This is a genomic window from Janthinobacterium sp. GW822-FHT07A03, from assembly GCF_058798815.1.
In genome coordinates, this window is record NZ_JBXAKW010000002.1 from 195339 (window position 1) to 212476 (window position 17138).

18 protein-coding genes and 1 tRNA gene are annotated in these 17138 nt (G+C 62.9%); 8 read left to right on the forward strand and 11 right to left on the reverse strand.

Going from position 1 to position 17138, the window contains the following annotated elements; genetic code table 11:
* Window positions 1-12: 12 nt before the first annotated feature.
* Window positions 13-588 (reverse strand): nucleoid occlusion factor SlmA, encoded by a 576-nt coding sequence (gene slmA / locus AC1RJW_RS06905; protein WP_070313104.1) that lies wholly within the window; start codon window positions 586-588, stop codon window positions 13-15.
* 101 nt (window positions 589-689) lie between these two features.
* A complete protein-coding gene (locus tag AC1RJW_RS06910) occupies window positions 690-1424 on the reverse strand; it encodes a pyrimidine 5'-nucleotidase (RefSeq protein ID WP_121670813.1) in 735 nt (244 codons plus the stop codon).
* A gap of 90 nt (window positions 1425-1514) precedes the next feature.
* Between AC1RJW_RS06910 and AC1RJW_RS06915 the strand changes: the two genes are divergently transcribed.
* Entirely contained in the window at window positions 1515-2384 is an 870-nt protein-coding gene (locus AC1RJW_RS06915; RefSeq protein WP_493044350.1) for a TraB/GumN family protein, read from the forward strand.
* A 156-nt stretch (window positions 2385-2540) separates the two neighbouring features.
* Here the strand turns inward: AC1RJW_RS06915 and AC1RJW_RS06920 are convergent.
* Both AC1RJW_RS06920 and argB read right to left on the reverse strand, forming a co-directional pair.
* A tRNA-Thr gene (locus AC1RJW_RS06920) sits at window positions 2541-2615 on the reverse strand.
* Window positions 2616-2680: 65 nt separating this feature from the next.
* Window positions 2681-3574: an acetylglutamate kinase gene (gene argB / locus AC1RJW_RS06925; RefSeq protein ID WP_010393729.1), complete on the reverse strand. Its 894-nt coding sequence runs from the start codon at window positions 3572-3574 to the stop codon at window positions 2681-2683.
* A gap of 231 nt (window positions 3575-3805) precedes the next feature.
* On the opposite strand from argB, the gene AC1RJW_RS06930 reads away from it, so the two are divergent.
* The 3 genes from AC1RJW_RS06930 to AC1RJW_RS06940 all read left to right on the forward strand — a co-directional run bounded on the left by AC1RJW_RS06930 (window position 3806) and on the right by AC1RJW_RS06940 (window position 8333).
* The gene (locus AC1RJW_RS06930) at window positions 3806-3994 is read left to right on the forward strand and encodes a cysteine-rich CWC family protein (RefSeq protein ID WP_493044351.1); all 189 of its coding nucleotides are present in this window, start codon (window positions 3806-3808) and stop codon (window positions 3992-3994) included.
* Between the two features lie 108 nt (window positions 3995-4102).
* The gene (locus tag AC1RJW_RS06935) at window positions 4103-7150 is read left to right on the forward strand and encodes a response regulator (RefSeq protein WP_493044352.1); all 3048 of its coding nucleotides are present in this window, start codon (window positions 4103-4105) and stop codon (window positions 7148-7150) included.
* Between the two features lie 31 nt (window positions 7151-7181).
* Entirely contained in the window at window positions 7182-8333 is a 1152-nt protein-coding gene (locus AC1RJW_RS06940) for a response regulator (protein ID WP_493044353.1), read from the forward strand.
* Here AC1RJW_RS06940 and AC1RJW_RS06945 read toward each other — a convergent pair.
* Together AC1RJW_RS06945 and AC1RJW_RS06950 are read right to left on the reverse strand one after the other, a co-directional pair.
* Complete coding sequence (locus AC1RJW_RS06945) at window positions 8326-9579, reverse strand: extracellular catalytic domain type 1 short-chain-length polyhydroxyalkanoate depolymerase (RefSeq protein WP_493044354.1); 1254 nt, start codon at window positions 9577-9579, stop codon at window positions 8326-8328. The genes AC1RJW_RS06940 and AC1RJW_RS06945 overlap by 8 nt on opposite strands.
* A gap of 54 nt (window positions 9580-9633) precedes the next feature.
* Entirely contained in the window at window positions 9634-10047 is a 414-nt protein-coding gene (locus AC1RJW_RS06950) for a CopG family transcriptional regulator (RefSeq protein WP_034752801.1), read from the reverse strand.
* Window positions 10048-10178: 131 nt separating this feature from the next.
* On the opposite strand from AC1RJW_RS06950, the gene AC1RJW_RS06955 reads away from it, so the two are divergent.
* The 4 genes from AC1RJW_RS06955 to AC1RJW_RS06970 all read left to right on the forward strand — a co-directional run bounded on the left by AC1RJW_RS06955 (window position 10179) and on the right by AC1RJW_RS06970 (window position 12543).
* Entirely contained in the window at window positions 10179-10328 is a 150-nt protein-coding gene (locus AC1RJW_RS06955; RefSeq protein WP_493044355.1) for a hypothetical protein, read from the forward strand.
* Entirely contained in the window at window positions 10325-10558 is a 234-nt protein-coding gene (locus AC1RJW_RS06960) for a DUF1289 domain-containing protein (RefSeq protein WP_368858614.1), read from the forward strand. Before AC1RJW_RS06955 ends, AC1RJW_RS06960 begins: the two co-directional genes overlap by 4 nt.
* 7 nt (window positions 10559-10565) lie before the next feature.
* On the forward strand, window positions 10566-11489 hold the full coding sequence (locus AC1RJW_RS06965) for an MBL fold metallo-hydrolase (RefSeq protein WP_493044356.1): 924 nt from the start codon (window positions 10566-10568) through the stop codon (window positions 11487-11489).
* Between the two features lie 100 nt (window positions 11490-11589).
* The gene (locus AC1RJW_RS06970; RefSeq protein ID WP_493044357.1) at window positions 11590-12543 is read left to right on the forward strand and encodes an NAD(P)H-dependent flavin oxidoreductase; all 954 of its coding nucleotides are present in this window, start codon (window positions 11590-11592) and stop codon (window positions 12541-12543) included.
* Between the two features lie 52 nt (window positions 12544-12595).
* On the opposite strand, the gene AC1RJW_RS06975 is transcribed toward AC1RJW_RS06970, so the two are convergent.
* From AC1RJW_RS06975 to AC1RJW_RS06995, 5 genes are all read right to left on the reverse strand, one after another.
* Window positions 12596-13177, reverse strand: a complete 582-nt coding sequence (locus AC1RJW_RS06975; protein ID WP_086137290.1) for a hypoxanthine-guanine phosphoribosyltransferase — start codon at window positions 13175-13177, stop codon at window positions 12596-12598.
* Between the two features lie 63 nt (window positions 13178-13240).
* Window positions 13241-14497, reverse strand: coding sequence for a phenylacetate--CoA ligase family protein (locus AC1RJW_RS06980; protein ID WP_493044358.1), 1257 nt, complete (start codon window positions 14495-14497; stop codon window positions 13241-13243).
* Window positions 14494-14853, reverse strand: coding sequence for an MmcQ/YjbR family DNA-binding protein (locus AC1RJW_RS06985; RefSeq protein WP_493044359.1), 360 nt, complete (start codon window positions 14851-14853; stop codon window positions 14494-14496). Before AC1RJW_RS06985 ends, AC1RJW_RS06980 begins: the two co-directional genes overlap by 4 nt.
* Before the next feature lie 16 nt (window positions 14854-14869).
* Window positions 14870-15715 (reverse strand): ABC transporter ATP-binding protein, encoded by an 846-nt coding sequence (locus AC1RJW_RS06990; protein ID WP_493044360.1) that lies wholly within the window; start codon window positions 15713-15715, stop codon window positions 14870-14872.
* A 63-nt stretch (window positions 15716-15778) separates the two neighbouring features.
* Window positions 15779-17098 carry an ABC transporter substrate-binding protein gene (locus tag AC1RJW_RS06995; RefSeq protein WP_489629273.1) on the reverse strand — a complete coding sequence of 440 codons (1320 nt, stop codon included), beginning with the start codon at window positions 17096-17098 and terminating at the stop codon, window positions 15779-15781.
* Window positions 17099-17138: the final 40 nt, after the last annotated feature.

The following is a 17138-nucleotide window of genomic DNA, read 5'->3' on the forward strand; positions in this document are numbered from 1 at the left end:
CGCGGCGGTGACTTACCCCAGCAGCATGGCGATTTGCAGCGCCGCTTCCTGGGATGGATTGATCTTGAAGCCGCTCTTGGCGTAGCGGTGCCAGCGTCCAATGACGAAGCTGACGATCAGGGTGGCGCGCGCCGCCACTTCGCTTTCCTTGCCATGGCCTTCGGCGGCGGCCACGCGCAATGCCTGCTTGAGCGCCAGTTCCACGCGGTCGTAGAACTGGTTCATGCGCACTTGCAGGCGCTCGTCCTCATTGACCAGCGCGTCACCGATCAGCACGCGCGTCATGCCCGGATTGCTGATGGCGAAATTGAGCAGCATGCCGATGATGTCGCGCGTCTGCGTCATGCCGTCGCTGTGCTTTTCCGCGATCTGGTTGATCAGGCCGAAGACGCTCGACTCGATGAATTCGATCAGCCCTTCGAACATTTGCGCCTTGCTGGCGAAATGGCGGTACAGGGCCGCTTCCGAGACGGCCAGCCTGGCCGCCAGTGCGGCGGTGGTGATCTTTTCGCCTTTCGGCTGCTCCAGCATTGCGGCGAGGGCCTGAAGAATTTGTAGCCTGCGTTGGCCCGGCGGTGTGCTTGCCATATTTTCTCTTGTCGTTAAAAAAAATGCTGCTTGATGGGGAAGTCCGTCACCGCCGCTAGCGGTGCTGCTTCCGGTGTCAGCCGGAAGCCCAGGAGTCCCCTTCAACGCAGACGGTGAAGGCGGCGTGCCAAATGCCGGACAGATTTTACTTTGACATCGACGTAAGCGGGGCGATTTAACGCCTTGGGCAGCTTCGCCACGCCGATCGGGTCGGCCATTTTCAGGTATTGCGTGACCCAGGCCGTGCGCAGGCCCAGTCTTTTTGCGCCCTTCAGGTTGGCGAGGGTGTCTTCCACCAGGATGCAGCGGCCAGGGCGGATCTGGTGCTTGCGCATCAGTTTGCGCAGCATCAGCGTCGATGGCTTGGGCCGCAGCTGGCGGTGCACCTGCATCGCCTCGATGGCGACGTGGTGTGAAAAGTGCCGGCGCAGTCCCAGGTGGCGCATCACGTCGCTCGAATAGCGCAGCGGCGCGTTGGTGAGTAAAATTTTACGGCCAGGCAGGCGTTTGAGTAAAGCCCCCAGTCCCCGCTCGGCGCGTATCATGGCGCGCAAATCGTCGAAGGCGTGCGTCTCGTGCAAAAAATGCGCGGCCTGCACCTGATGGTGCTTGACCATGCCCAGCAAGGTGGCGCCATAGCGGCGCCAGTAAGCCGCGCGCGCCGCATTGACGATGGCGTCGTCGGCCGGCGTCACGCCGTCGCCCAGTACCCGGGCAATATACGTGTTCATATTGGCCGTGATGGTGGGAAAAATGGCGTGCGAGGCATTGTGCAGCGTGTTGTCGAGGTCAAACAGCCAGACCGGCGACGAGCGGTTAAGATGGGACACAGGCACGAGAGTCTTTGCTAGCGAGAGAAGATGAAAAATTCAACAATCAGGAAAACCATGCGACGCCAGATTATAGTGATGTTTTGCGGATTATTCTTGCTGCCGTTGCCGGCGGCCTTCGCCGAAGTGCCGCCCGTGGCGCAAAACCGGGGCGCGCTGTTCAAGGTGCAGGACACGGGCCACACCCTGTATCTGTTCGGCACCATCCATGTCGGCGCCCCCGATTTTTATCCGCTCGAACCCACCGTGACGCAGGCGCTGCACCAGGCCGGGGCACTGGCACTGGAGATCGATCCCGGCGCCGATCCGCGCGCCGCCGTGGGTGCCGTGCTGAAATATGGCATGGAGGCACCGGGCAGCAAAGTGCCGGCAGATTGCCGCCAGACGCTGGCGCCACGCCTGGCGCCGTTGTTGCAAAAATACGGCATTTCAGCCGAATCGGTGGCGCCGATGAAGCCGTGGATGCTCGCCAGCGTGCTGGCCATCGGCGAATTTTCCACCCTGGGCTACCGCTCCGACCTGGCGGTGGACAATTATCTGTCGCAGCAAGCCAGGGCGCGCAAGATCCCCGTGGTGGAACTCGAGTCGATGGAAGGCCAGATGGCGCTGTTTGGCGCCATGTCGCCAGCTGAGCAGTGCCGTTTCCTGGAAGACGGCGTGGCGTCGATCGAAGACCAGGAACAAAGCCAGGAGGCGCGCGAGATCGCCGATGCGTGGCGCAACGCCGACGCGGCCGCCTTCGACAAGCTGGCGGCAAAGGCAGCGACAGACCCCTCGTTCGCGGCGCAGTTCGTGCAAAAAGTGTTGCTGGACGGCCGCAACCCGGCCCTGGCCGACGGCATCGCCAAACTCCTGGCGCGCGAAAAGCACAGCCTGGCCGCCATCGGCGTGCTGCACCTGGTCGGAGCGAAAAGCGTGCCGGATTTATTGCGCAAGAAAGGCCTGAAGGTCGAGCGGATTTATTGAACGGCAGAAGCGATGACGGCGGCTCAGCCGCGCAAAACACGCGGCAGAGTAGATGAAAAGTGTTCAGGGCAAGGCGTCGAGACGAAGACAGTACGCATGTACGGCGAGGCGAGGCAACGCAGCCATGGACATTTTTCAGATACGGGGATATAAAGTTGGTGCCCTTGACGTGGATCGAACACGTGGCCTCTCCCTTACCAAGGGAGTGCTCTACCACTGAGCTACAAGGGCAAATTAAAAGCGGCGCCAGGTGATCTGCGCCGCCAAACTACTCGCTGTGATGCATTGCGATTTTTTTAGTGCGAACGGATCATAGTACCAAAAGCCTGCTCGGTCAACACTTCCAGCAATAATGAGTGTTCGATGCGGCCGTCGATGATGTGCACCGTGTTGACTCCGGACTTGGCGGCGTCGAGCGCGGATGAGATCTTCGGCAGCATGCCGCCCGAGATCGTGCCATCGGCGAACATCTCGTCGATTTCACGCGCGGACAGGTCGGTCACCAGGTTGCCCTGCTTGTCCTGGACGCCGGCGATGTTGGTCATCATGATCAGCTTTTCCGCTTTCAGGATTTCCGCGATCTTGCCCGCGACCACATCGGCGTTGATGTTGTAGGCCTGGCCATCCTGGCCGAAGCCGATCGGCGAGATGATGGGAATGAAGGCGTCGTCCTGCAGCGCCTTGACGACGGCCGGGTTGATCGCGTCGATCTCGCCCACAAAGCCGATGTCGAGGAATTCGCCCGGATGTTCGCGGTCCGGCATCTGCATCTTGCGCGCACGGATCAAGCCGCCGTCCTTGCCCGTCAGGCCGACAGCCTGGCCGCCGTAATGGTTGATCAGCATGACGATATCCTGCTGCACTTCGCCGCCCAGCACCCACTCCACCACTTCCATGGTTTCTTCATCGGTGATGCGCATGCCTTGCACGAAGGTGCCTTGCTTGCCGATTTTTTTCAGCGCGTTGTCGATCTGCGGTCCGCCGCCGTGCACCACGACCGGGTTCATGCCGACCAGCTTGAGCAGGATGACGTCGCGCGCGAAGCCGTGCTTCAGGCGTTCGTCCGTCATGGCATTGCCACCGTATTTGATGACGATGGTCTTGCCGTGGAAATTGCGGATGTAGGGAAGGGCCTCGGCCAGAATCTGCGCCTTGATTTGCGGCGACACCGCCGTCAAGTCGTCATTCATGTCCAGGTTCAAGTTAGCTAGTTGATTCATGGCGAGTCCGGAAAATAGATTTGTGCGATTTTACAGGGAAGAAGAAAATCCTGGAGGCATTATAGGGCGATCTTGTTGTATTTTCCCTGATGATCCTATAGTCTGGCCCGATATGTCCCCCAGCCAGCCCTTTTACTGCCCGTTACATCTGCGTCGCATCGCGGCGCAGCAAGACACACACTTGCCAATTCAAACACAGCCATGAGCCAGTGCAGCCTTTGCGGCGCCACTTTCCAGTGCGGCCAGCTCGATCCGGACGCCAAGGAACCCTGCTGGTGCGTCGCCCTGCCGCCCGCTGTTCCCGTGCCCGGCAGCGCCGCCGTGGGCTGCTGGTGCCCCGCCTGCCTGCAAGCGCACATCGCCACACTATCACCTCCTGCCAAGCCCTAACGTCGGCTAATTAAGTGCTTCGGCATGCAATTGCTTTGCAATAAACCTTGCATTCTGTAGGGGAATACGTTCAGACTTCGATTTTCAAGAATTTCTTATAGGAAAGTCATGCGCTTCAGGGATATCAGTATCGGCGTGCGCATCAATGCCGGTTATGCCATGTTGATCGTGCTGATGCTGGTCGTCATCGTCCTCTCTGGCAGCCGCATCTATGCCATCCGTGCCGAGACCGACGATATCCTGCAGCGCGACTGGGTCGCCGCCAAGGCCACCAGCAAGATCCACGGGCTGGCGCGCGAGGCGGCCACGCGCATCGGCAATCTGCCGAACCAGCACAAGCTGGCGCTGCGCCAGGCGAATCAGGCGCGCCTGGAAGCGATCAAGCAAGGCATCGACGAGCAGGTGCGCATCCTTGATGGTCTCGATGCGCGGCCCGAGGAACGGCGCCTGCTGGAACAGATGCACCTGGCACGCGCCGATTACTATGGCTCGCTCAAGACGATGTTCGAGCTGGTCGAGCGCGGCGAGGATGCCCGCGCCGAGCAGGCCATGCAGACGCAGACCTTGCCGGTGCTGGAAAAAGTGCTGCTGTACGTGGGCCAGCTCGACGACCTGCAGCAGCAGCTGATCCGCGACAGCGCGGCCAGGATACGCAACGACATCGATACCTCGCTGCTGCTGATGGGCGGCATCGGCCTGGCAGCCTTGCTGACCGGTCTGGCCTTTGCCTGGTCGGCGCGCTCGATCACGCGTCCGCTGGGCGAGGCGGTGGCGATCGCCACGCGCGTGGCCAATGGTGACCTCAGTTCCGTCATCGAAGTGACGTCGCGCGACGAGACAGGCGAATTGCTGCAGGCGCTCAAGGACATGAGCACCAGCCTGGCCGTCGAGCAGGACCTGCGCCATGCCGTCGAAGTGGCCGAGGATGCGACCAAGATGAAGTCGGACTTCCTGGCGAATATGTCCCATGAAATTCGCACGCCGATGAACGGCATCATCGGCATGACCCACCTGGCGCTGCAGACGGACCTTACGTCGACCCAGCGCAACTACCTGGAGAAGGTGGAATCGGCTTCGAAGAACCTGTTGGCCATCATCGACGACATCCTCGATTTCTCTAAGATCGAGGCGGGCAAGATGGCCTTTGAAAAAGTCGATTTCTTCCTCGAGGACGTGCTGGCGCAGATCGCCGACCTGTCCGTGATGCGGGCGCAGGACAAGGGGCTCGAACTGCTGTTCGACATCGCTCCCGACGTGCCGAACGCCTTGCAGGGCGACCCGCTGCGCCTGGGCCAGGTGCTGATCAATCTCACCAACAATGCGATCAAGTTTACGGACAAGGGCGAGATCGTCGTCACCATCCGCCTGCAGCAGCTGGAAGAGCATGCCGCTGTCTTGCGCGTGGACGTGCGCGACACGGGCATCGGCCTGACGCCACCCCAGCGCAGCAAACTGTTCCAGGCCTTTACCCAGGCCGACACCTCCACCACGCGCCACCATGGCGGCACGGGCCTGGGGCTGACCATCAGCAAGCGCCTGGTGGAAATGATGGAAGGCGAGATCGACCTGGTCAGCGAAGCGGGCGTGGGCAGCACCTTTTTCTTCACGGCCCGCTTCGGCCTGGCCGCCGTGCCGCGCGACAGCCTGCTTGCACCGCAGCGCTTCGAGGGCCTGCGCGTGCTGGTGGTCGACGACAACCCCAGCGCGCGTGAAATCTTCGTCAGCATGCTGACGGCGCTCGGCTTCGAGGCGCGTGCCGTGTCTGGCGGCGTGCTGGCCATCGGCGCCGTGGCGCAGGCGCGCGCCGAGGGGCGCCCGTACGGACTGGTGCTGATGGACTGGAAAATGCCGGGCATGAACGGCCTCGATACCCTGGCCGGCATCCGCGCCGCCGCCGCCGGTATCGATGCCACGCCGGCCTGCATCATGGTCACGGCCTTTCATCGCGAAGCGCTGCTGGAAGCGGCGCGCCAGCGGGACTTGCCGCTCGACGGCGTGTTGAACAAGCCCGTCAGCGCCTCGACCCTGCTCGACCAGATTTCGTTCGTGTTTGGCGGCGTGACGGGGCAGAGCCGCAAGACGCAGCGCCAGAGCAGCTACCGCGACGACGAACGCGCCCTGCGCGGTGCCTGGCTGCTGCTGGTCGAGGATAATGAAGTGAACCAGGAAGTGGCGCAGCATATCCTCAACGACGCCGGCATCCGCGTCGATATCGCCGGTAATGGCGCCATCGCGCTGGCGAAGATAGAGGAAAACGCCTATGACGGCGTGCTGATGGATTGCCAGATGCCGGTGATGGATGGCTACCAGGCGACGCGCAAGCTGCGCCAGGACCCCCGTTACTCGAATTTGCCCGTGATCGCCATGACGGCCAATGCCATGGTCGGCGACAAGGAAAAATGTCTGGACGCCGGCATGAACGATTTCATCGCCAAGCCGATCGACGTGGCGCAGCTGTTCGGCACCCTGGCGCGCTGGATCGCGCCGGCCGCGCCGCAGGCAATGACGTCGGTAGCGGCGCAGCCGGAAGCGGAGCTGCCCGTGATCGCCGGCCTGAAAATGGCGGAAGCCATGCGCCGCGTGGGCGGCAATGCCGCTTTGATGCGAAAATTACTGGACCGCTTCGTGGAAACCCAGTTTGACGCCATGCAGCGCATCGTGGCCGCCATCGAGAACAACCAGCTCGAGACGGCGATCCGCGAAGCGCATACCCTGAAGGGCCTGGCCGGTAATATCGGTGCCGGCGGCCTGGCCGACAGCGCCGCGCGGGTCGAGCACTTGCTCAGCCTGGGCTCGCACGACGGCTTGCCGCAGGCGCTGGCCGCTTGCACCCTGGCGCTCGACGAGCTGGTGCCGAAGATCGTGCTGGCGATGCAGTCGCGCGGCAATGTGGCCGAGGCGGGCGGCGCGGCGGTGGCGCACGTGGCGCCGGTGGACCGGGCATATCTGGAAGCGGGCTTGCGCGAGTTGTCGCAGCTGCTGCAGCAGGACGACGCGCAGGCCGTCAAGCACCTTGACGGCATCGGTCCCGTGCTGGTCGCGGCGGGGCAGGCGGAACATGCGCGCCAGTTGAAGCGCATGCTGGGACAATACGATTTCGAAGGTGCGCTGGCGCAGCTGGGCGAGGTGGCCGATGCGCTGGAGCTGACACTGTGACAAGGATAACTATGCAGAGCGAAGGACGGGCATGAGAGCGCCGGCAAGCAAGGCAACCATCCTGGTGGTCGATGACACGCCAGACAATATCGACCTGCTGCGCGCGGTGCTGGAAGACGATTACCGCACCAAGATCGCCGTCAATGGCGAGCGCGCCCTGAAGATCGCCGCCGGCGGCGACCAGCCTGACCTGATCCTGCTCGACATCATGATGCCGGGCATGAGCGGCTACGATGTGTGCCGCGCGCTGAAGGCCGATCCCGCCACGGCCGGCATCCCCGTGATTTTCGTCACGGCCATGAGCGAGGTGGCAGACGAGCAGCTGGGCCTGGCCCTGGGCGCCGTCGATTACATCACCAAGCCGATTTCGGCGCCCATCGTGCTGGCGCGTATCAGGACGCAGCTGGCGATGAAGCAGATGCAGGATTTCCTGCGCGACCAGAACCAGTATCTGGAAACGGAAGTGGAGCGCCGCGTGCAGGAAGTGGCGGCGCTGCAGGACGTCACCATCCACGCCATGGCGTCGCTGGCCGAGACGCGCGACAGCGAGACGGGCAACCATATCCGCCGCACCTCGCACTACCTGAAGGCGCTGGCCGAGAAGGTGCGCAACTTGCCGCGTTTCCGCGATTTTTTGACGGACAAGAATATCGAACTGCTGTTCAAGACGGCGCCGCTGCACGATATCGGCAAGGTGGGCATCCCCGACCATATCCTGCTCAAGCCGGGGCGTTTCGAGCCGCATGAAATGGCCATCATGAAGACGCACACCACCTTGGGACGCGACGCCATCCTGGCGGCCGAGCACGAACTGGGCATCGAAGTCGATTTCCTCAAGTACGCGAAAGAGATCGCCTACAGCCACCATGAAAAATGGGACGGCAGCGGCTACCCGCAAGGACTGGCGGGCGACGCCATCCCGATTTCGGCGCGCCTGATGGCGCTGGCCGACGTGTACGACGCCCTGATCAGCCGGCGCATCTACAAGCAGGGCATGGACCACGCGCAGGCCGTGCAGATCATCGTCGAGGGGCGCGGTTCGCACTTCGACGCCGAGATCGTCGATGCCTTCCTGCAGATCCAGGACCAGTTCATCGCCATCTCCAACCGCTATGCCGACGGCGTGTGCGAGATCGCCGACAAGCAGCGGCAGATCGCGCCATACACCGAAAACATCAGCTGACGGTCTTGAAGAAGCGCAGCATTTCCCGGCTGGCGTCCGGCCCTTTTCCGTCCGTATAGCTGCCGTTGTTGCTGCCGCCGGACCAGGCATGGCCGGCGCCGTGGATGACCCAGTGTTCGCCCAGCGGCGAGCCGTCGGCCTGGCTGTGCGTGGTGCGCGTGTAGCGGTGGCCGTTCGGCACGCTGCCGTCGACGGAAGCGGCCCTGGCCGCCTTGCCGCCCGCCTGGCTGCGCACGCCCTGGGCGATCAGTTCATCGCCATTGCGCGGGTTGACGGTGGTGTCGCGGTCGCCGTGGAAAACGATGATGGGTACGCCGCCGGCCGGCGCCTTGCGCTGGGCATTGGGCATGGCACCGCCCTTCATGGCGGCCAGCGCCGACGGCAAGTCCTGCGCCGAGGCGAAGGGCAGGCCGGAATGCACGCCGACGGCGGCAAACAGGTCGGGGTACAGGGTACCGACGATGACGGCCATGGCGCCGCCCGCCGACAGGCCGGCGACGAATACTTCGCGCTCGTTGACCGGGTATTCGTCGATGACTTGCTGGGCGATGCCGGCGATCAGCGACGGTTCGCCCTGGTCGCGTTGCTGGTCGATGGCGTTGAACCAGTTCCAGCAGCGCGAACTGTTGGCGCCCTGCGTCTGTGCCGGATAGACGACAAAACACTCCTTTTCTTCGGCCAGCGCATTCATTTGCGTGCCGGCGGCGAAATCGTCGGGATTTTGCGTGCAGCCGTGCAGCATGACGATCAGCGGCATGGCCTGGCCGTGGTAGCTGCTGGGGATATACAGCTTGTACGAACGCGTGCCCGCATGGTTGCGGTATACGCCGTCGATGAACTGCGCGCCAGCGGGGATCTCCGCCGGCGTGGCGGCCGGCGCGTTGAAGCCGGGCGGGTGGAAATTGGGCAGATCGAAGCTGGGCATGTCGAAGCTGTGCTGGCCCAGGCCGGCGGGTACGCCCAGGCGCGCCATGAAGTCCTGCGCGAAGTCCTGTGCCGCCTGCGCGGGCGAGGGCGGCGCGGCGTCAGCGTGAGGCTGCCCGGTCCGGGCCTGCGCTGGTGCTGGTGGCGGATTAATGTCGCGCATCGGCTGCGGTGGCGGCGCTTGCGTGGCGGCCGCTTGCGGCGCCAGGCCGGCCGCAGACAGCGCCTGCTGGATCGCTTCGGCGGCGGCGGCGGGGCCGCTGCCCATCAGATTACGGGTCGCGGCGCGCATCTGCGCCAGCATGTTGAGAGGTAGTTTCATGACCATCCTTAACGGTGCCGCGCATCGGCCGGGTCATCGCCGCGAACCAATACGCTAGTGAATTCGCCCTGCGAGCGCCGTCTTGACGACGGTGCTGGCGTGCAGGGCACCTAATACGAAAATCGACTCGATGGTGGCCAGTGCCAGTTCCACCGAGACGTCGCTGGCGATGCTGGCCAGTCCCAGCACCTGTATCTGCAGGCGCTGGCCGGCTGCCTGGATCGCTTCCAGGTCGGCGCGCGAGTAATGCTGCATGCCCAATACCAGGCTTTTACGGGCGACGGTTTGTTTCACCACGTCGGCGTGGGTGCCCAGCTGGTTGCGTATGGCCGTACGGATCAGATCCGTGCGGTTGGAATAAAATCCCTCCTGGACCAGCAGATCGATCTGCCCCAGGTCAATCAAGCCGAGGTTGATCGTGATTTTCTCGGATTCCCCAATTTTGGGCTTGCTGTCTTGCTTGGCCATATCTCTCCATAAACTCCACGTGGCATCCATTTGCCATCTGTATGGATGGTAGTATAGTTCTGAAATATCTCAAGTCAAGCAGGATCTGGCCTGATCGTGTTGTAGGACGGGCACCCGCAGAGTGAGAATGTGTGAAAAATATATTTCCGGAAGAGCGGTTGTTGACCATTGTTTCGCTGGAAAATATATTCACGGAAACATTGCAGGGCGATGCCATCGACTCGCCGGCGCCGTTTCGCGGCATAATGAAAGTCTTCACGTTTACCGATGCCGCTCCATGATGGTCGCTCCCCCACCTCCGCCAGCCGTTCCGCTTTCTTTGCCGTCGCCGGTGCCGTCGCCCTGCGTCAGCCTGTGCAAGATGAACCGCAACAGCGGCTTGTGCGAAGGCTGCCTGCGCACGCTCGACGAGATCATCGCCTGGAGCAAGGCCGACGACGATTTCAAGCGCGCCGTGTGGGCCGAATTGCCGGGCCGTGAATCTTTGCTCGATTTCGAGCCCGACTACTGAGGAAGCCATGCCGCGATCGCCAGCGCTGTTCCCCGATGCCATGCAGGTGTTCGAACGCGGCTGGCTGTCGTCGAACAACATTCTGTTCCAGGGGAAGGATGACACGGCCCTGATCGACAGCGGCTATGTCACGCATGCGCCGCAAACCCTGGCCCTGCTGCGCCACAGCCTGGCCGGCCGGCCGCTGGACCGCCTGTTCAACACCCACTTGCACTCCGACCATTGCGGCGGCAACGCGCTGCTGCAAGCCGCATATGGCTGCCATACGGCCATTCCCGTATCGGAAGCGGACAAGGTGCGCGCATGGGATGTCGATGCCCTGAGTTTCCAGGCCACGGGTCAGCAATGCCCGCGCTTCCGCTTTGACGCCACCGTCTCTCCGGGCGACACCTTGACTTTGGCCGGCATGGCCTGGCAGGCGCTGGGTGCGCCGGGCCACGACCCGCACTCGCTGATTTTTTACTGCGCCGGCGAGGGCATCCTGATTTCCGCCGACGCCCTGTGGGAAAACGGCTTTGGCGTGATCTTCCCCGAACTCGATGGCGGCTCCGGCTTTCCTGAAGCGCGCGCTACCCTGGACCTGATCGCCGGCCTGGACGTGCGCGTCGTCATTCCCGGCCACGGGCGGCCATTCCAGGATGCCGCCGGCGCCCTGCAGCGCGCGTATTCGCGCCTCGACTACCTGGCGTCCGACCCCGTGCGCAATGCGCAGAATGCGGTCAAAGTGCTGCTGAAATTTTTGCTGCTGGAGCGCCAGCGCATCGCCCTGGCCGAGATACCGGCCCTGCTGCGCAGCATGCCGATCTTCGAGGAGGCCAACCGGCGCTTCCTGCGCCAGGAGGCGGCCGCGCTGGCCGAGTGGGCCGTGTCGCAACTATGCAGGGCAGCAGCGGCGCGGGTCGAGGGTGAGTACTTGCTTAACGAGGGTTGAGCAGGGCTTGCGATAAATTCAGCACGATCGTACTTTTTCTGCACTATAATCAACGTTCAGTGTGTCTTTCACGTCCGATCAACTTTCCAGCGAGTCCGCCATGGCATTGCCTGTTGCGTTGCAAAACCTCTCCTTACCCGTTATCGCCTCGCCGATGTTCATCGCCAGCGGCCCGGCCCTCGTCGCGGCGCAGTGCAAGGCCGGCATCGTCGGTTCCTTCCCGGCCCTGAACGCGCGTCCGGCCGAATTGCTCGACACCTGGCTGACCGACCTGCAGGCCGAGCTGGCCGCCTTCCAGGCCGCTCATCCCGATAAAAAAGTGGGGCCGATCGCCGTCAACCAGATCGTGCACCAGTCGAACGACCGCCTGGCGCATGACGTGGCAGTGTGCGTGAAACACCAGGTCCCCATCATCATTTCCTCGCTGCGCGCGCCGCCCAAGGAAATGCTCGACGCCATCCACAGCTATGGCGGCATCGTGCTGCATGACGTGATTTCGATCCGTCACGCGAAAAAGGCGCTGGAGGCGGGCGTCGATGGCTTGATCCTGGTCGCCAGCGGCGCCGGCGGCCACGCGGGCACCCTGTCGCCGTTCGCGCTGGTGGGCGAAGTGCGCAAATTCTTCGACGGCCCGCTGGCGCTGTCGGGCTCCATCGCCACGGGCGACGCCGTGCTGGCCGCGCAAGCGATGGGCGCCGACTTTGCCTACATCGGCTCGCGCTGGCTGGCGACCAAGGAATCGAACGTCAGCGACGGCTACCGCGACGCCATCGTGGATTCAAGCGCGGCGGACATCGTCTACACGAACCTGTTTACTGGCGTGCACGGCAATTACCTGAAAAAATCGATCGAAGCGGCCGGACTCGATCCGGAAGCCTTGCCCGAAGCGGACAAGAGCGCGATGAATTTTGGTTCCGGCAGCGCCAAGGCCTGGCGCGACATCTGGGGTGCGGGCCAGGGCGTCGGCTTGATGGATGACGTGCCGAGTGTGGCAGAGATGGTGGCGCGCCTGAAGGCCGAATACGATGCGGCGCGCGCGCGGTTGAAGCTGTAAAAGCGTGAAGGCTGGGGTCAGACCCGTCGGGTCTGACCCCGGAATTTGGCCATCACTCCTGCTTCAAATCCTCAGGCTTGATGGCCCACAAACCCGGCAGGTTGCGCCAGTAGCCATACGCATCCATACCGAAGCCGACGACGAAGCGGTTCGGGATCACCAGGCCGACGATGTCGGCTTGTACGGGCTTTTTCTTGCCGATGGCCTTGTCGGCGAACACGGCCAGGATGACTTCCGAGGCGCCCATGTCCAGCAGGCGCTGCTTGACGTGCGCCAGGGTTTCGCCTTCGTCGAGAATATCGTCGAGCACGATGACGGTGCGGCCCGCCACGTTCGAGCGGGGGATGACTTTCCACACCACTTCGCCACCCTTGTCATCGTCGCCGTAGCGGCTCACATGGATGTAGTCGAATTCGAGCGGGAAGCTCAGTTGCGGCAGCAGGCTGCCCGTAAACACGACGGCGCCGCCCATCACGCCCAGCACCAGCGGGAACTCTTTCGAATCCTCGGCGTTGAAGCGTGTGTTGAGCACATCGGCCATGCGCGTGATCGACGCCTGCACGGCCTCCTGGTCGAACAGCAGTTCCGCGTTCTTGATCAGGTCACGGGCACGGTTGTGATGAAATTCTTGCATGGACTCTTGCATGGCGATGAATAGGGCTGATGGTCAATGCCGGTATTATCCCGCAAATCGGCCTTATTTGTAATCGCGCATGTCGTCGATGATTTTCCCATCCTGCGCCAGACTGCCTATGGCCACCAGCACCACGTCGCCCCGCAGCTTGGTCAGTTCGCGGATCGAGCTGATGATCGCTTCCACGCCGCTGGCGTCATGCGGATCGTCGACTTCGCAATGCAAGGCCATCTCATCGTTGGCCATGCGTCCCGACACCACCAGCCGCGCCTTCCTGATTTGCGGGTGGCGGCGCGCGATCTCATGCACCTGCGACGGATGCACGAACATGGCGCGCACCTTGGTGGTTTGATCCGCGCGTCCCATCCAGCCCTTGATGCGCGTATTCGTGCGCCCGCACGGCGAATCCGGCGCATCGACCAGCACTGCCGACAGATCACCGGTGGCGAAGCGGATCAGCGGGTAGTCGGCATTGAAGACGGTGACGACGACTTCGCCCACCTCGCCCGGCGCGACGGGAATGCCGCTGCCCGGATGGACGATTTCCAGCAGCACGTTTTCATCGACGACCATGCCGGGATTGAGCTTGCCATTGCTGGCCGTTTCATAGGCGATGCTGCCGATATCGGCCGAGGCATAGGTCTGGAACACGTGCGGCACGCCGTTCTCGGCAAACCAGCTGCGCAAGGATTCGGGCAAGGCTTCCGCGCCTATCACGGCCTTGGTGACGCTGCTGATGTCGGCGCCCATCTCGCGCGCCTTTTCGATGATCAGTTTTAAAAATGAGGGCGTGCCGATATACGTGTCCGGCTTCAGGTCGGCCATCGCCTGCACCTGCATTTCCGTCTGGCCGATGCCGGCCGGGATGACCGTGCAGCCGATGCGCGCGGCGCCCCCTTCGACCATGAAGGCGGCCGGCGTGAAGTGATACGAAAAACAGTTCTGCAGCAAGCCGCCGGCGCGCACGCCGGCCGCATACATGGGCCGCGCGAAGCGCCACCAGTCGGGCCCCCTGCCTTCCGGATCGAAGATGGGACCGGGCGAGACGAACACGCGCGACAGGGCGTTTTTCGGCGTCGTGTTCAAGCCGCCGAACGGCAGCTGCGCGTGCTGCAATTGCTTGAGATCGGACTTGCGCGTCACGGGCAGCTGCGCCAGCGCGGCGCGGCTGGTGATGCCGGCCGCGTTGACGCCGTCGAGGATACGGGCCCAGCCCGGCGCCTGTTGCGCGCGCGCGATCAGCTGCGGCAGGCCGGCCATCAATTCGCGTTCGCGCGCTTCGGGGGCGCGGGCTTCCAGACTGTCGAGCGTATCGGTCATGTTGCTGATTCTCCAATGTCACGTTGCATTTTTTTCGTCAGCCCCGCAAAAATCAGGCTGTATGAGCGGTGCAGCAGGGCGGCCATTTCCCCATCGTCCAGGGCGTCGGGGCTGGCGATATGCACCCATTTGGCCCGCGCCAGGTAGGGAGCCGGGCGGATGCCGGGGCGGTCCGTCAATTCCAGGAAGCGTTCCGCATCGACCTTGAAGCTCATGCCGCGCGTGCTGTGCGCTTCCGCGCCGCACAGGGCGAACATCTTGCCGCCAACGCAAAACGCCAGCACGTTGCTCCACTTGATGTCTTCGGTCGCGCCGGGAAAGCCACGGCACACTTGCTTCGCCCGTTCCAGGTCCATGACGGCAGCTCTTATGTCAGGCCAGCCAGCGCTTGCGGCGGCGGTAGAACTTCATGTCGCGGAAGCTCTTGCGCCCGGCGCTGGACACGCCCAGGTAAAACTCTTTGACGTCTTCGTTGCTGGCCAGTTCCTGCGCTTGCCCTTCCATCACGACGCGGCCGTTTTCCAGGATGTAGCCGAAGTCGGCGTAGCGCAGCGCCACGTTGGTGTTCTGTTCGGCCAGCAGGAAAGACACGTTTTCCTTGTGGTTCAGGTCCTTGACGATGCCGAAGATCTCTTCGACGATCTGCGGCGCGATGCCCATCGAGGGTTCGTCCAATAAGATCATCGACGGCTTGGCCATCAGCGCGCGGCCGATGGCGCACATCTGCTGCTCGCCGCCCGAGGTATAGCCGGCCTGGCTGCTGCGCCGCGTTCTGAGGCGCGGGAAATAGTGATACACCTTTTCCAGCGCGTCTTTCAGTTCGCCGCGCGACAGGCTGCGCGTGTAGGCGCCCGTCAGCAGGTTCTCCTCGATGGTGAGGTGGCCGAAACAGTGCCGGCCTTCCATCACTTGCGACAGGCCGCGCTTGACCAGCTCATTCGGCGTCAATTGGTCCACGCGCTCGCCCTTGAACTGGACCTCGCCCTTGGTGACGTCGCCCCGTTCGCCGCGCAGCAGGGTCGAGATGGTTTTCAGGGTGGTCGACTTGCCGGCGCCGTTGGCGCCCAGGAGCGCCACGATCTTGCCCTGCGGGACTTGCAGCGACACGCCCTTCAGGACCAGAATCACATGGTCGTAGATGACTTCGATATTGTTCACCGACAGGTAGGGCGGCGGTGCTTCCGTCTGGATCGGGGATTGCGTGGCAGTGTGGGTCATGGCTGCTTCTTTAAAATGTTAAACACGGGACCGGCGCGCTGGCACCGGTCCGGTTCCAGTTGCTTATTTCATGCACGCCGGCGTGATCTTCTTCTCTTCGGCGTACTTGTTCGAGGATTCCTCGACGAGCTTACGCACCAGGGCCTTGTCGCCGACGATCCATTTTGGCGTGATGGCGGTCCACTTCTTGCCATCCCACTGCTGCACTTTCACGGCGCCCGAACCTTCATGGTCGTCGCAGCTGGTCTTCACGGTGGGGAACATGCCCAGCGCGCCCACGGCCTTCTGGCGCGCATCGTCGACGTTCAGGTTTTCCAGACCCCAGCGCATCTGCTCGCCCGTGATCGGCTTGCCCTTGCCGAATTTTTCCTGCGCCACGCGGATCGCTTCGACCCACAGGATACCGGCCGTCACGCCGCGCATGTGGTACACGGAGCCGATGCGCGACTGGTCGGACAGGTTGCCCTTGCCGGTGGCGTAGAGTTTCTTGCGGATGTCGTCGAGCACGGGGTAGTTGCCCGGCGTATTGAACGTCATCGCCGTGTAGCCCTTGGCCGCGTCGCCCGATGGAATCGTGTCTTCCTCGGAACCGGCCCACCAGACGCCCAGCATTTTGTCGCGCGGGAAGCCGTTGCGCTGCGCCGTCTTGATGGCCACGGAGTTCATCACGCCCCAGCCCCACAGGATCACGTGGTCCGGCTTGGCCTGGCGGATTTGCAGCCATTGCGATTGCTGTTCGCTGCCAGGCGGCGCGACGGGAATCTTGATCAGCTCAAAGCCGTACTGTTTCGACAGCGCTTCGAGCACGGGCAGCGGTTCCTTGCCGAAGGCCGAATCGTGGTACAGGTGGACGATCTTCTTGCCTTTCAGCTTGTCCATGCCGCCATCCTTGTCGCCCAAATACTTGATCATGGCGGCGGCCTGGCTCCAGTAGCTGGAGATCAGCGGATACACATACGGGAAGACCTTGCCGTTGGCGGCGTCCGAGCGGCCGTAGCCGATCATCGTCATGGGGATCTTGTCCTGCGCTACGCGGTCGAGGATGCCGTAGGCGACGCCCGTGGACAGGGTTTCGACCAGGGTGGCGCCGCCCTGCTTGGTTTTCAGGCGTTCATAGCATTCGACGCCGCGCGACGGGTTGTATTCGGTTTCGCATTCTTCCCAGCTGATTTTCACGCCATTGACGCCGCCGGCCTGGTTGACCAGGTTGAAGTAATCGATGATGCCGCCGTAGAAACCGGAGCCGCCGGCCGCGTACGGACCCACGCGGTAGGAGGGCAGGGCGATGTACTGTTCCTTGTCCTGCGCCTGGGCGCTGCCGGCCATGGTGAGTGCGGCACTGGCGATGGCGGCGGCCAGCATGAGCGATTTGATGTGTTTCATTGTGTGTCTCCTCTTGTTTTATTTGGTATTCAAGTGAACC